This is a genomic window from Paraburkholderia largidicola, from assembly GCF_013426895.1.
Taxonomy (GTDB): Bacteria; Pseudomonadota; Gammaproteobacteria; order Burkholderiales; family Burkholderiaceae; genus Paraburkholderia; species Paraburkholderia largidicola.
In genome coordinates this window covers 87,731-102,696 of record NZ_AP023176.1, presented here as the reverse complement: position 1 = coordinate 102,696, position 14,966 = coordinate 87,731, and the positions used below count along the sequence as shown (strand labels likewise).

Genomic DNA, 14,966 nt, shown 5'->3' with positions numbered 1-14,966 from the left:
TCGTGCCGCGCACACGTTATTGAACGACCAGCCCGTCGATATGGAACGAGCCGATCAGTACGTTGACGCGGTCCCCCGCCTTCACCAGATTGCCCTTGTTGGAAAACACCATCCAGTATTGCTGGCCCACCTCGAGCGCACCCGTCTGCCGCAACTGGCCGATGTTGTCCATCACGGGCACTTCGAGCAGCACATGATTGGCCTCGCCGTACAGATAAGGCGTCGTGCTCTTGTCGCCGAGCAGCTTCGCGAGCGCCGGGTCCGTCACGCGGTAACTGAAGCGCAGCAGATTGCCCGACGCAGTGCGGCGGACGCTCAGGCTGTCGATGCCCCGCACTGACTGGTAAAAGGTGCGCGCGTGCGCGGTGAGCTTCATCGGCTCATAGCGCGACGCGTGCGGCGCATTGCCATGCACTGCCGCCTGCTGTGCCTGCTGCGCCGCTGCCGGCATCGCCGGCAATGCGGCACAGCAGACCCAGGTCGCCGCTGTGACGACGCGTCTCATTGCACCGCTCCCGTCGAAGGCGCATTGGCCTGCGGACTGGCCGTGCCCGTTGCCCCACTGCCCAGGACCTGATTGAGCAGATCGAGCAGCGCGCCCGGTGCGAACGGCAGGTTGCCGCCTGCGAACAGTCCCGTGCGTGGCAACTCCACCGCGCCGATGTCGTAGCTGCCGCTCTGCGGACGCTGCGTGCCGAAGAAGTCGTGATTCGGTGCACCCGCATTCGTGCCCGCATTGACGGCAGGCGAACCCGTCTTGATCGAGTAGTTGCCGAGCGGCACGCCATAGTTCGTGCTGCCCGAACTCACCGTCATGTTGAACAGCGACAGCGGCCCGTACGACATGTTGATCCACTGGTTGCCTTCATCCGGCGTCGCCGACGGCAGCAGACCGAACAGCGGATTGGGCAGCACGGTATCCGCAATGCCGGGCGGCACCGCGAAGCCGTTGCCGCCGCCTTCGGGCGGTACCCGCGCGCCGTTGCAGTACTGGCTCACCACGTTCGGATTCGCCGAGCTGTTGTGCGCATTCGGATAGTCACCCGCATCCGTGATGATCGAATACTGCGGTGCGAGCCTCATGCCCGACGAGTGGTCCGACGGCTTCGTATCGCCATAGGCGCCGATATCCCAGTACACCGCCTTCGGATCGCAGAAGCCCGTCTGATGACCCGCCTGGTTCAACGTCGGGTTCAGTGTGACGATGTTCTGCAAGCCGGGGATATTCGGGTTCAGCCCGCCCACGGTGATAAAGAACGTGCGGTTCTGCCAGAACACGTCGTTCCTGAGCACAGGGAACGAGTAGTGGCTGCAGTCCTCGCCAGCAGGACAGCCCGCGCCGCCCGCCGTGAACGCCGTCAGGAAGTTCTGCGTATGCTTCGCGGTTTCGAGGCCGGAAGGCTGCATCGTCGACGTCGTGATCGGGCTGCAGGTCGTTTCCGAGCCGACCGTCGTGCAGTTCGGCGGACCGACGTTGGCCTGCGCAGCGAGCGCCGTGTTGAACAGCACGCCCGCCGATGCCGTGGAGTCGTTCGAGATCACCGTGTTGTTGATGAAGTTCACCCGCACGGCATCCTGCACCGACACACCGCCGCCCGACCAGCCCGCCACGTTGTTCGCGATGATGTTGTTGATCACGCTCACCTCGTACCAGCGGTTGCGGTTGCGCGGGCTGCGCTGCACGTCCGTGCCATTGATGTTCTGCAGACGCAGGCCGCCGCCCTTGCCGCTTTCGGCCGTATTGCCGACGATCAGATTGCCGTCGATCACGAGACCCGGCCCGACGCCGTCCGACAGCTGCGGCGCGCAGTCGATATCCACGGTCGAGTTCTCGCAGAACGTGCCGTCGGGCGGAACGCCCTGGGCGATCAGCCCGCCGCCGTAAGTTGGCAGCGTCGGGTTGTTGCTCTGGTTGAACAGGATCCAGTTGTGCGACAGATCGCCGTTGTAGCTGAAGCCGAAGTGCGCGACACCGCCGCCGTCGCCGCTGCTCATGTTGCCGCAGACCCAGTTGTAGTTGAAGTGATAGTTGTCCGCGCCCGAGCAGAACGTCACGCCCGCTGCCGACGAAGGCGTCGTCGAGTTGATCTCGTCACCGTACGCAGCATTCGACGTCACCGAGTTGTGGTGCACGTTGACATGCGTGTTGTACGCGAACGGCTCCTCCGTGAAGCCATCGTTGGCGATCGTGCCGTCGGGCACTTCCACCTGACCGATCGTGATCCCGCCTGTCAGCGTGCCTGCGTTGCTGAACACGCGGTTGTTCGACACCTCCGTGTAGTGGTTCCAGCCGTGCAGGAAGATGCCGCCGCCGCCCTGCGAGCTGTTCGTGAAGGTGATGCCGTCGACACGCGACGGGTTGCACAGGAAGTTGCTCGAGTAGGTGTTGCAGTCCGCGTTGCTGGCCGTCAGCGGCGTGCAGATACCGTTGGCCGTGCAGTTCGGATCAGGCTGCAGCTTGCCGCCCACGCGCACGTCGCGCACGCCCTTCGCGAGCACGGTGATAGCCGCGCCTTCATACGCGCCCATCAAGGTCGGCTCCATCAGCAGTTCGCCGAGGTTCCCGTTCAACGTGTTGTCCCAGCCGACGGTCGGTTCGAGCGGAATCGCGTCCACCTGGCGCTGCATCGCGGCGGAGCACGCATACGCGCCGGACGGATCGTACGCATTGCCTGACGAGATCAGGCCGCCGTTGAGCGCCACGCCGAACAGGCAGTCGACCTGTCTGCGCCACGGGTCGAGCTTGCCCGACGGATGCGTGTTCGCATTCACGACCACGGCAGGCGCGCCCACGCCTTGCAGACGAACGGGCTTCCACATCAGCAGCATTTCGCTGTAGTTGCCCGGCCCGACGATGATCAGGTCGCCAGGGGTCGCCTTGTCGATGGCCGTCTGGATCGCGTTGTTCGTCCCATTCTCGCCGCCGACATAGGCAGGTGCCTTGCCGCCGATCGTGACCGTCACGGTATCGATCGATTTCTTGCCGTTGTTCGACGTGATGACCAGTTCGCCGCAGCGCGTCTGCGTATTGACGCCGCGCTGCTGGATCGTGCAGCTCGACTGGTTCGCGGAGAGCGTCGGCACCGTGATGTTGATCTGGGTATCCGACCACGCGTTCACGTGCGCATTCACGCCGCCGACCGTCACCGTCCCGGTGCCTTGCGATGCGCCGAAACCATAGTGCCGCGTGACGAACTTCTGGTTATACGGCGAAGTCGTCGCAGCGGGACCGCCGTACGCATGGTTCGGCACCTGCTGGTCGCCGAGCGCCTTGATGGTCAGCGTATGGCCGGCCTGACTCACCCACGGACCCGCACCGCCGTTGCTCGTGTCGCCCGTCACCGACGAGATCGCGGGCGTCGCGTCCGGATACGCGCAATCGGGTGGGTTGTAGCCGTCTGCGAACGCGGACACGGGCACGACAGGCGTATCCATGTACTGCGTCTGCCCGGGCATGAACGGAATCTCGTAACAGAACTGGCTGTACGCGGGGTTGAACAGCGGATCGCGGATCGTCTGCCCCGGATGCGCGGGGTCCGGCATGTCGGGATCGTTCATGCAGGCGACCATCATCGTCGGCGCATAGCCCGTCGGGTTCGGCGGGTTCACTTCCCACGTCGAATAATTCAATCCGTTGAAGATGCCCCACTGGTCCGAATAGATGCGGCTCACTTCGTTGCCCGCGAAATCCTTCATCGAAACAGGCACGTTCGGCACCGCAAACTTTTCGCCGAACTGCGGCGAGTACGGATCGAACTCCGACGAGAAATCATCGAGCATGAAGCCGGTGAAGTGCGCAGCCACGTGCGTCGAGCTGAACACCCAGAACTTCGCGAGCACCGACATCTGGTTGGTCAGCACGACTTCCTTGCGGTCGCACAGGTGCCGCGAAGCGCCCGCGAACGGCGCGACTTCCTGCGAGCCCGGGAACAGGCTGATGTAGTCCGGCACCACACGCAGCGCGCCGACGCACGGCCAGAACGTCTCGACGCTGCCCGTGTCGCCTTCGTGGCGCGGCGACGAGCCGAGATCCGTAGTCGGGTTCTGCGCGTTGTTGCGGTTGTACGTCGCGTTCACCGCCGCCTGGTCGGGCAGAATGAAGATGTTGCCCAGTCCGCCGAACTGCTGCGTGACAGGCGCGATGTAGTTGTCGCCGATCAGGATGTTCTTGTCTTCTTCCTTCACGAGCTCATAGCCCGGCGGCACGATGATTTCGACCACATACTTGCCCGCAGGCAGCATGTACGAGCCATCGGCGAGCTTGCTGCAGACCGTGCAGTTCGAACCCTTCGGCGTGCCCTTCTGCGGATCACGGTCCGTCACGCTCGGGAACTGGTACATCCCGTCGTACGGCGCGGGCTGCAGCTGGTTGAACGCGTGCATGCCGTCATAGCACTTGAACTGCGCGTGCATGGGCAGCGTCCGCTTTTGCGGGTCGAGCCATTGCGGGCTGTCCTTCAGCGTAAAGAAGAACGGATCGGTGGTTTCCTGGCCCGGGCAGTTCATGTTCGGCACGCCATCCGAACGGAAACCCTGGGCCCAGTCGTCCCAGCTGCTGGTCTTCGTCGTATCGACGAGCGTGAGGCTCTGCGTGCCGTCGGCGGCCGTGCCTTCGGCGTACAGGTTGACCGTCACGTTCGGCACGTCGGGCGTCCAGCTCGTATGGATCAGCAGAGCGGGATCGTCGAACGGGCGCGTCGATGCGTAGATCACTTCGCCATGAATGCCGCCGTTCTCGTTCGTCCCATACGGCGCCTTGCCGAATTCGATGAACGAGTTCTGGCCCGAGAAGCCTTGCCAGCCCATCGTCGTGACCCACGGCGGATCGATGCGACCCGTCGACGGATTCGTGCCCGTGCGGTCATTGCAGTCCGCGTCGTTGCAGTAGATCGCGCCCGGCACGCGCAACGCGTTCGGCAGATGCGCCGTCGACGATTCCAGTGTGTTCGCGTAGTTCGCCGCGATCGACGAGCCCCCGCCGCCAGGCGTGCCGTCAGGCGGGCCGCCCGCGTCGTAGACCACATGCACGCCCGTCTGCTTGTAGCGCGTCGTGTCGGCCTCCGCGATGTACCAGTTGAAGAGCGGGAACACCTCGTTGAACGACGCGTAACCGTTCAGGTCCGTGTTGTTGAAGTTCGAATAGCTGCCGTCGCGGAAGCGGATATTGGTCGGCACGAGCGCGAGACCCGGCTCGCTGTCCTGCGACACGCCATCGCCGTTCGTATCGATGAAGCTGCGCGTGTAAAGGTTCGTGTGCCATTGCAGCACGGCCAGGTCGCCGACGTTCTGCGTCTGTCCGCCTTTGAGCTGCACCGCCGTCGCGAGACCGTCGACGATCTGGTCGTTCCACTGGTCGAACACCGTGATGCGGAACAGACCATCCGGCAGGCCGCTGATGCTGAACGTGCCGTCCGCGTTGCATTTCGTGAACGCGATGTCTTCGAGATCGGGATCGCCGACGCTCACGTAGCATTGCGTGAAGCTCAGCGAATCGCGCGAGCCGCTGCTGTAGAGGTTTTCGTTAGGCGGACGGCTGTAGTGCAGGTTCGTGATCTTGCCCGTGACGCCGTTGTTGCACGGCACGCCCTTGCAGACGCCCGGCAGCCGCGCGTTGATGATCTTCGGATTCGCGAAGCCGATCGTCACGTGAAAGCCAGCCGGTCCGAACTCCTGGAAGTAGGCGGGGCCGCCCACCTTGATGAACGCATCGTGCGCTTTCTGGCCGTCCAGCGTATTGGTCTGCAGCCACTCTTCGCCCTTCGCGATGCGGTCCGCGGCCGGCGTCGCGACGACGCCATAGCGTCCCGGCATCAGGTTCGCGATGATCGCCTGGCCCACCAGCGGCGACATCGTCTTGCCGTCCGATTCGAACTTCGGACAGGTCGGGATCATGCCGACCAGGCCGTCGTTCGCGGCCTTCGTGATCGGGCACGCGTCGAGGCCGGTGCTCGGGTCGATCGTGCCTTGCAGCGAATTGGACAGCGGCATGTTGAACATGTCGTAGGTCATCTGGCCGGTCGCGTCGCCCGTGCCGCCCGCGTCGTCGAACAGCTTGATTTCGAAGCCGCCGAGGCCCGGCTCGCGTGCCGTGCCGAATGCATCCGTGCCGCCGCTCACATCGACCTCGCCGTTGACGGGTGCATCGTCTTCGAACACGAACACCGAGATCTTCGCCGTCTGCAGCGGAGTCTGCTGCAGCAGCACGTTGACGGCATGTTGCGCGGGCGCGATCGGCGCGCCGCCCATGGCGTGGCCGCAGGTGCCCGTGCCGGGCGCGAAGTCCGCGCCGCCCGGACCCGACGGACAATCCTTCGCAATGTCGAACTGCCGTTGCGGACCGTCCGGATTGCTCGGATTGACCGGCTGCGGCGCGCCCGCGCCGTTCGTGAAGGTGTTGCCGGCGTCGCCCGGAAGGATCGACAGGTAGTAGTGTTTCGTCGGATCGAGCGCGACCTGCGATGGATCGACAGCCGTCTGCTGGGCCGAATCCGTGCGGCACACGCCGTTGCCGACGTCGCACACGGCGGGTACGTGCGTATTCGTACCCGGATCGAACACGGTCTGCCCCGATTCGCACGACACCGTGCCGACGCATCCCGCCGCGACGACGGGCATGTAGCTCGTGTGGAAGCTCGTGCCGAGGCTCGGCACGGGCAGCGGCGGACAGGTCGCGGGCCGCGTCGACGAGTTCACCTGGCATGCGGGATCGATCTGGAAGGTACGGTCTTCTTCGATGATCCAGCGGTAGTCGTTGATTGTCGTCCCCGTCTTCGCATCCTTCACCGCGACAGCGAGACCGCTGCCGCCCTTGAAGCTCACCGTGACAGTCGCGGCCCCGCTCGCCGTGTTCTGCGAGTTGACGGCCTTGTACTTGAACGTGACCGTCGACGTCGCATTGCCGACGGGTGCCACGCTCGGCACAGCGTTGAACGAGCCGTCCGCGTTGAGCGTCACCGTGCCGCCCGACGCACCGCCGACGATCGAAGCCGTCAGCGGCAGCCCCGCCGGATCGCGGTCGTTGCCGAGCACGCCCGGCGCGCCGATGTGCAACTGCGACGCGATGTTGCTGCTGAACGCGTCATCCGATGCGACAGGCGCCCCCGACAGGCAGTTCGAGCCCGCCGAACATGCGGCGAGCGTCACCGTCGCGGTCAGCGAGGCGTTGCCGTTTGCCTGATAGGTGAAGCTGTCCGATGTGGTGCCCGCATTCGGTACATACGTGAAGGTGCCGTTCGGATTCAGCGTGAGCGTGCCGCCCGTCGGCTGTGTCTTGATCTGCACGCCGTAGACGCCCACGTCGTTTGCGATCAGCCCTTTGCCGGGGTCCGAGACCGTCAGCGTGTTACCCGCGACGAGGAAGTACGAATCCGGATTCGCCTTCGCGTTCACGTTGCCTGCCGCGGAAGTCGGCAACGCGCCGCCGTTCACGCTGATGTAGCCCTGCATGCCGCCGTCGCGCTGGTTGTTGGTCGACAGGCTCAATTGACGGTCGAACACGGGCAACGCGAGCGCGCCCGCAGGGACCGAGTTCATCAGCACGTCGTAGGTTTTGCCGGCGGCCAGAAACACCGCGCTCTGCACGCGCGGATTGCCGGGCAGCAGGTTGCCGTCCTCCGCGATCAGCGAGAAGCCGGACACGGGCGGCAGGCCCGTTTGCGCGCCGACCACGGATGGCACGTGCATGCGCAAACCGGCGTTCACGAAACGCAGGAGTATCTGGCCCGTCGAACTGGGGGTTGCAGCGGGCGCCGTGACAGGGAACGCGGAGCCATTGGCATTCGACCGGTCGAATGCGACACCGTTGATCAGGTAGTAGCGCGGATCGTAGTTCACCGCGGGTGGATAGCAGGTTCCGTAGGTCGCCGATGCGGGATCGCCGCAGCCGCCCGAGAGACCGGACCACACGCGTGTTTCGCTGAAGCCCGGTGTGGCCACGGCCGTGGCGACGGCCTGGTTCTGCACCGGGTCGATTTCGCCGAGCACCAGCGGCAGATCCGCGTCGTATCGGATGCCGGGGTAAGCCTGCCCTTGCGTCGAACCGGCCGTGGGAGGCGTCGTGACGACGAGCACGCCGTACAGACCCATCGGCCCCTGGATGGACGGGTGCGTGCCCGATTCGATCAGATAGGTGCCGGGGCGCAGATTGTTCCAGGTCAGCGCGCTCGAACTGCCCGTATTCACTTCGCTCGAGAACGACTGCACGCGCGGGCCTTGCGTCGGCGGCGTGAAGCTCGCGCCGCTGCCCGTGCCGGCGATCGGCCAGGTCGTTGCCGTCTGGGTCGCGTGAACGGGACTTGGCGACGTGGTCGCCGTGTTGCCGAGACCGCCGCCGAGCTGCCCGACGATCACGAGCGACGTCGGCACCTGCGCGGGCAGGCTGTTCGTGAGATTGATCGTCAGCGAGCCGGGCGGCGTCGTGATCACGACAGGTGACCAGTTCGCACCCGCGCCGGAATTGGTCGCCGCGCAGGTGGCGGGCGCGACGGCCGCGGCCGAGCAGCTGTAGCCCCACATCGGCACGACCTGTCCATCGGGAAGTGCAATCGTCTGGGCCTTGGCCGTCAGCGTCACGCTCTGCGCGCAGACCATCGTGCTCGCCGTCATCAGCATCGACGCCACGACACCCGCCTTCACGAGGCCGGCAAGCGTCCTTTTGAAATCGCAGGCTCTCATCGCGATTCTCCCCGTCTCGTTAATTGCCTTCGTTGATCGTGAACGCCTGCGGATCGACGAGCATCATCATCATCATTCCGCCTGGGAAGATGTTGTTCGTCGTAATCTCGCGCTCATTGTGCGAATGCCACATGTAGGCGAACCCGGCTTCGGATGTCGGCGAATTCGCGATCGTTCCGCTCGGCGGCGTGGTGCCCGTGAACGAGGTCGCGCGAATCGTCGCGTCGGGTCCGAGATAGGGACTGCCGCCGTACCACGGGCCGTTCGTCAGCAGACGCGCATCGGGCAAGGTCACGGGACCGCCGCTGCCGACATTGCCGAACGGATGCGCTTCGAGCGGCTTGTTGTGATCGGCGCACCACTCGTAGTAGTTCGGCGCGTTCAGCGGCGCGGGCGGATTGCTGTTGACGGTGTAGTAACCGTTCGCATCCGGAACGCAGACGCTGCCGTCGCCCGCCGTGTGTCCGTAGACGTCCCAGTTGAGCCCCTTGCCCGTCCAGTAGAAGATGCCGTCCATCGCGAGGCCGGGCGTCGTGGTCGTCGTAAAGAGCAGCGGCCCGGCGAGCTTCGTCGCGTCCATTTTGCTCAACAGCAGATTGCCGTCGCGCGCGAGCACGCGCACGTGATTGCCGTGCTCGTGGAACGGATGCTGCCAGCGGCCCGAACCGATCACGCGCAGCAACACGAGTTCGCCCGGATGCATGTGCGGATTGCCGTTGTATGGCTGATGCGGATACTGCTGCGCATAGTTCGGGTCCATGTCGTCGGGCATCGAGCGGCCATTGATCATGAAGTACGCGGGGCGGTACGGCTCGGTTTCGACGCTCATGCAACCCGTCGCCTGCGAGCACGGTTTGGCCGCTTCCTGCTCGGCCTGCGTATGAATGCGCGGGTCCATCTCGGAGAACTGGAACAGGTACTCGCGGTCGTAGCAGGCCAACGGATGGTCGTAAGCGGCAGCAGCGTTGCGAAAATCGGGCTGGCCGTCGGGCAGTGTCGACTGAACCGCGCGACAGCCAGCGGGGACGGCGAGCGCGCCGCCCGACGTGGTGGGCGTCGATGTGGGCAGCACGATGATCGCGCCCGACAGGCCCATCTCGACCTGCAGGTCGCTCTGCGTGCCGCTGTAATAGCTGTGCGTGCCCGGTGTCGACGCGATGAAGCTGTAGGTCACGCTGTTGCCGTGTGTCGCCTCGCGCGTGAGCAGCCCCGGCACGCCCGTGAGCGTCGTTGGACACGTGCCGTCCGGATTCAATACGGCGGCGCAGACCTGGAAGCCAGGAAACAGGATCGACGTATTGCCCGCCGCTTCGGGCAGGTTGTTCGTCAACGTGACGGTGACCTTGTCGCCTTGCCTCACGATCAACGTCGGCCCAGGCACCTGCATGCTCGGGCAGTTCGCGCCCGCAACGGTGGCGGGAGAAAAGCCCGAGGGCGCGGTGCGGCAGCCGTAGCCCCACGCGTAGACGCTCGCGCCGTCAGGCTGGCTGATGCGGTTGGCCTCGGCCGACAGATCGAAGTTCGTGCCCGTGATGCCCGGCGCGGCCGCGTGCGCGTTGACGCAGTAGAGCAGCGCGACGACGGCTGCGCAGAGCAGCGCGTGGAACAGCGTAAAACGCGGCGCCGAGCCACGCCGCGTGTAGCGTGTGCGTCGGAAGTTGTCGATGATGTTGCCCACGGCTCATCTCCTAGGTGCAGGACTTCGTGGTCGGGTCCACCGAATGGCAGATGTGGACCTCGGTCATCAATCCGCCGAAGTTCTCGGCATCGTTCGACAGGTGGTCGAGGTTCGGCGTGTACAGATAGAAAATCTGGCCCGCCGAGTAGCGGGTCGTGTCGCTCGCATCGAGAATCACGTCGATCGACTCGCCGCCGCCGAGCGTGATCGAGTTGGTCAGATAGGTCATGTCGTTGCCGGCAAGATCGCGCAGGAGCCGCGCGTTGACGCCGATCACATGCATCGGAATGCCAAGCGACGCAAGCGTCTGAAACTCGCTGACGTCGAGATCCGAAATGCGCAGGAGCGCCTTGCCGCCCGCCGGGATATTGATGAGTGCGGGCAGCGGCTGCGAGAAATGCTGCGAGCCGTCGGCAACGGGCGTCTGCATCGGCCCTTGCGACACGGTGTCCGGATAGCTGCGGCCGTTGAGCATGAAGTACTTGTCCTTCATGTCGGTGAAGGGCTCCGGATTGAACGTCATGCCCACGAAGTGGAAGTTCGGATCGAAACCGTGAATCTGCACGGGATACTCGACGTCATACGCCGTCGAACCGTCGCCGTCGTTGTAGGCATAGAGCGTCGGCGTGTTGCTCCTGTTCTTCACATGCAGCACGCTGTTCTGCGGCGGCACGGGCGTCGAGCAGAGAACATCGCTGCCGCAAGCCGTGCGTGGATCGCTCTGCTGCTGGATCAGCGCGTGATAGAGCGTGCCGTTCGTCACGCGGTTCTGACGCGGACGCACGAAAATCTGGCCAACCATGCCCATCTGCAGATGCTCGGGCGGCGTGATGTGGCAGTGCCAGAAGTACGTGCCCGCATCGGGCGCAAGGTAGTAGTACGTGAAACTCGCGCCGATGTTGATGGCCACCGACGCATCCGGCACGCCGTCATAGAACGCAGACGCATTCGGATAGCCGTGAAAGTGCACCGTGTGCTGCTCGAAAAGATCGGGGCGCATGATCATCCCGACGTTGGTCAGCGTGAGGAAGAACTCGTCGTCTTCGTCGATGGCCATCGTCGGCGCGGGCATGTTGCCGTTCATCACGCCCACGTCCATGATCTGGCGTGGATCGACATGCCCCGTCAGCTGACCGGGCGGCGTCGATTCCGGATCGGGCACGAGGCCGATTGCGCCGTTGTAGTTCGGATCGGCGGCCGTGCCGACGACATTGAACACCGACGCGAACTCCGTCCCCGGCAGTCCCTTCTTGATATCCGCCAGACCTGACAGCGGACCGAACGCAAACAGATAGGTCTGCGTGCCATCGCCCATGGTGGCGTAGCCGTCACCACCCGAAATCTGCTGGCATTTGATCGCGCCGTTCACCACGCCCGTCGCCTGCGAGTTCGGTCCGGTGACGGACGGCCCCGTATAGGCAGGCTCGCCCGCGCCTGCCGGCAGGGCCTTTGGATGCAGCGTGGTAGTGGGTGGACACTGCACCCGGAACGATTGCGCGAACGACGGCAACGCGAACAACAACAGCAACAGAGCCGCTACGCCGTTGCGGTATGCGAGGGTACTGGACATAGGACCTCCGCTGAGGAGTCAGTCAGCGCGGGGGCGCGCTGCCGTCGGGCGCTGCGATGAAGAGAGTGGGTTCGCCGTCGCAACTTCCCGTATTTGAATTTTGCAGACGAGGATCGGGCAACGGGATGGGGCACCTCCCTACACTTGCGGTAGGGTTGACCCAACAGGGACGGGGAGTCGCGTAGCGCGGAGGATGCCCGCCGAGGGCGAACGCGGGCGAGCGCGTCATCTTCGCCCGAGCGGCGACCGGAAGCTGGATTGCGGAGATGCAGTTGGGGCGGTTTGCGAAAAGGAACGTGCCGGCGAAGTCAGACACATCAATGCACGGCGACCCGACTGCCATGGTCAAGCTGTCGCGTGTGGAGGTCGCACTTCAACGGTGACGTGCGACAGCCCCTTGAAACGATGACGCGATGGTGGCCCCGTCGTCGAATTCAAGTTTTATTGACTCGAAGCCGATATAGAAAGCGCGAACTTTCAATACTCAGTCACGCTGGTTATTTCGCCTCAAGCGCTCGCCTTCATTCTTCCGATTACACACCCAATGACACGTCATACTTCCACCCTGTTCGTTTCAATTGTGAGTTCAGTGCTGCTGTGCGCCTGCGCGGGGACGCCGTCTCAGACTGCGGCGGACTATCACCCGCAAACGGAAGCTCGCGTGCGTGTGTATTGGGGAGCGAATGTGACCTTTTATTTGAACACTGCGTGCGTGACAGGTGAGGCCAGGCACTTCGTCGCGTCCAAACCCGGCTTGTCGAGCCTGTCTAACAAGACTGTCGGCATGCCCGTGCCGCCCGACGCGGCTCGTTATTTCCACGAGTACATTGTCCCAGCTGGCCAGCCAATGACGGTTCATGCGCGAATTTCGAGCGAACAGATCATCAACGGGAAGCGGTACAGGGTGACCGACGCGGCAAAAGCTAGCACCTTCGTACCCGAGCACGGGCATGACTACGAGATCCTGGTCCAGGACAATGATGGCCCTGACGAGATCTTTGCGCGCGAACTTGTCTCGAGTGCAAATGGCACCTCCGCCGTACCGTATCCGCTCAGGTCGACGAGCGCCTGTAAGTCCTAGTTCGCCCGGTATGTTCGATAGGCGCGAGAGGGAGAGCATCGAACTGGTCGCGTACCCATCCACACGACGCAGCTTTTTGCAGACGCGTTCAACGTAAAACTTCGCTACGTCATCAGAACCGATCAGTAGCAGCGGCGGGTGGACCCGCAATCATCGACGACCTGGTGGCATTCGCGTCCATGTCGGCGAGTACGCTATTTCGACGGTGTCTGACCGTTCCGCTCTGCGGTTTCTTCGGGCGGCGCCGTCGATGTGCAATCCTGAAGCGCGACCATGGCCTTTCGTGCAACGGCCAGCGTTTGCTGACACGCATTCGGCTCTTCAGCTTTGGGACATCCGCCCGCGGCTGTCACTTGCGCGAGTGCAGTCCGAATTTTCTGCAGTGCGAGCTCTGGAGAACCCGCGTCTGCAATCAGACGCGCCAGATTGAAAATGCTGCCCGTCGGAAGCGATACATAGGCAGGACAAACCGATTCAGCGCCAGCGTCGATCGACGACATCAACAGCACGATAAATACGCTGATCGGTTTTTGATGACCGAAACCGTTGTGAACGACTTGCATTCTCGGCTCCTGGTGTCGCGCGGCGAGCGTAGACATGTATCGCGTCTTCTCTGCGTCGCCAAGTCAACCACACAGTCTGCATGACCGTGGCCATCTGAGAGTGGTTATAGCCGTAGCTCCTTAAGGATTGCTTAGGCCGTCAACATCCTGTTGCCCCCGGTGATTCACCACACTGTTTCAAGCCCGATAAGACGCCGACTCGAACAAGTCCGCTTCCAATGAACGCCCCCAAAGAAAAAGCCCTCGTCTTCACGAGGGCCTCGGAAATCACGCTGCAGAGCCGATTCAACGACACCGATTCTCAACAGATCACGCAACCCGTTTGAGACTAACGGCCTCGGTGCAAAGCCGACCTGATAGCTCGCTGTGCGGCATACGCCGTCGAAAACGCCATGGCCTTGGCTCGATCCCGCACCGCACTTTGTCCAGGCGGACTGGGATTGATGCCAAGCTTCCTGAGGTAATAGTTGGCGCGATAGATATCCTTTCGCACCGAATCAATGAACTGGAAGTTGACGCTCAACGTCACCGAGATATTGTTATCGTTCTTCAACCAGTGGGGGCAATTAACAGGAACGTGAACGCCGTTTCCCGGCGCCAGTCTGTACAACCGCGACCGGTCCTGCAGTTCGGGGCGATAGTTTGGCGCGTTGTTATCGATCGTCCAGAACTGCTCGATTTCCGCTTCCGGAAGAACCTGCCGATCTTCCCGATCGAAGACGTACAAATCCTTTTCCCCGTGTATCTGAAGAATGAAATTGCATTCACGATCGATGTGATATGCCGTCACCCGCTTCGGTGACGTGATGAAAATGATGATCTCTTCCTTGCTGATCTTGGATTCAATGCCGCCGCCGATCATATCCTTGACTTCTGCAATCGCATGACTGTACAGCTCGGTGTAGGCCGGATCTCTTTGCGCATCTCTCAAGATGAACCAGGCGTTGGAATCTTCCAGCTGCCCTAATGCGTCCATCGGTGAGAACGCATGGTTCGTATCTTTCCATTTTTGACCGGGCGCGACGTCACCCATGTCGTAGTAGAGATCGGATGGGCGCGTTTTCAGGGTTCGCTCGGTCAACTCCATCAACTGCGGAATTTGAAAGCGCGGATGAGATGCCAGGTGGTGGGAGACCTCGAAGCTTTTCCGTTCGAAACGCTCTCGAAACACTGAAGAATCCACGTCGATGCACTTGTTTGGCAATACCGCTTCAGGGACGGGGGAATGCGTGGAGATATCCATGCAATCGCTCCTTATAGACTGATAGCCGTTAGGAAAACGAAATCTTTTGGCGCCAAAGCTGAACGCCGCCCAATTGCTTGAAATCTGCAGAAATCGTACACCTGAGGCAAAGCCGATCAACCCCGGTTTCCCGGGTTCGGTGCGCTAACGCACCAACA

Annotated in this window: 7 protein-coding genes; 1 reads left to right on the top strand and 6 read right to left on the bottom strand. The window is 62.9% G+C overall.

What is annotated here, in order from left to right:
• Positions 1-16 precede the first annotated feature (16 nt).
• The 4 genes from PPGU16_RS29240 to PPGU16_RS29225 form a co-directional block, all read right to left on the bottom strand.
• Positions 17-505 (bottom strand): hypothetical protein, encoded by a 489-nt coding sequence (locus PPGU16_RS29240; protein ID WP_180726246.1) that lies wholly within the window; start codon positions 503-505, stop codon positions 17-19.
• The gene (locus PPGU16_RS29235) at positions 502-8,673 is read right to left on the bottom strand and encodes a cadherin-like domain-containing protein (protein WP_180726245.1); all 8,172 of its coding nucleotides are present in this window, start codon (positions 8,671-8,673) and stop codon (positions 502-504) included. The genes PPGU16_RS29240 and PPGU16_RS29235 overlap by 4 nt, the downstream gene beginning before the upstream one ends.
• 19 nt (positions 8,674-8,692) lie before the next feature.
• Positions 8,693-10,282 carry a multicopper oxidase family protein gene (locus PPGU16_RS29230; protein ID WP_180727084.1) on the bottom strand — a complete coding sequence of 530 codons (1,590 nt, stop codon included), beginning with the start codon at positions 10,280-10,282 and terminating at the stop codon, positions 8,693-8,695.
• A 79-nt stretch (positions 10,283-10,361) separates the two neighbouring features.
• The gene (locus PPGU16_RS29225; protein WP_180726244.1) at positions 10,362-11,921 is read right to left on the bottom strand and encodes a multicopper oxidase domain-containing protein; all 1,560 of its coding nucleotides are present in this window, start codon (positions 11,919-11,921) and stop codon (positions 10,362-10,364) included.
• Positions 11,922-12,465: 544 nt separating this feature from the next.
• On the opposite strand from PPGU16_RS29225, the gene PPGU16_RS29220 reads away from it, so the two are divergent.
• Positions 12,466-13,002, top strand: a complete 537-nt coding sequence (locus PPGU16_RS29220; protein ID WP_180726243.1) for a hypothetical protein — start codon at positions 12,466-12,468, stop codon at positions 13,000-13,002.
• A 194-nt stretch (positions 13,003-13,196) separates the two neighbouring features.
• On the opposite strand, the gene PPGU16_RS29215 is transcribed toward PPGU16_RS29220, so the two are convergent.
• Positions 13,197-13,565, bottom strand: coding sequence for a hypothetical protein (locus PPGU16_RS29215; RefSeq protein ID WP_180726242.1), 369 nt, complete (start codon positions 13,563-13,565; stop codon positions 13,197-13,199).
• Positions 13,566-13,893: 328 nt separating this feature from the next.
• On the bottom strand, positions 13,894-14,808 hold the full coding sequence (locus PPGU16_RS29210; protein WP_180726241.1) for a transcriptional regulator: 915 nt from the start codon (positions 14,806-14,808) through the stop codon (positions 13,894-13,896).
• Positions 14,809-14,966 lie beyond the last annotated feature (158 nt).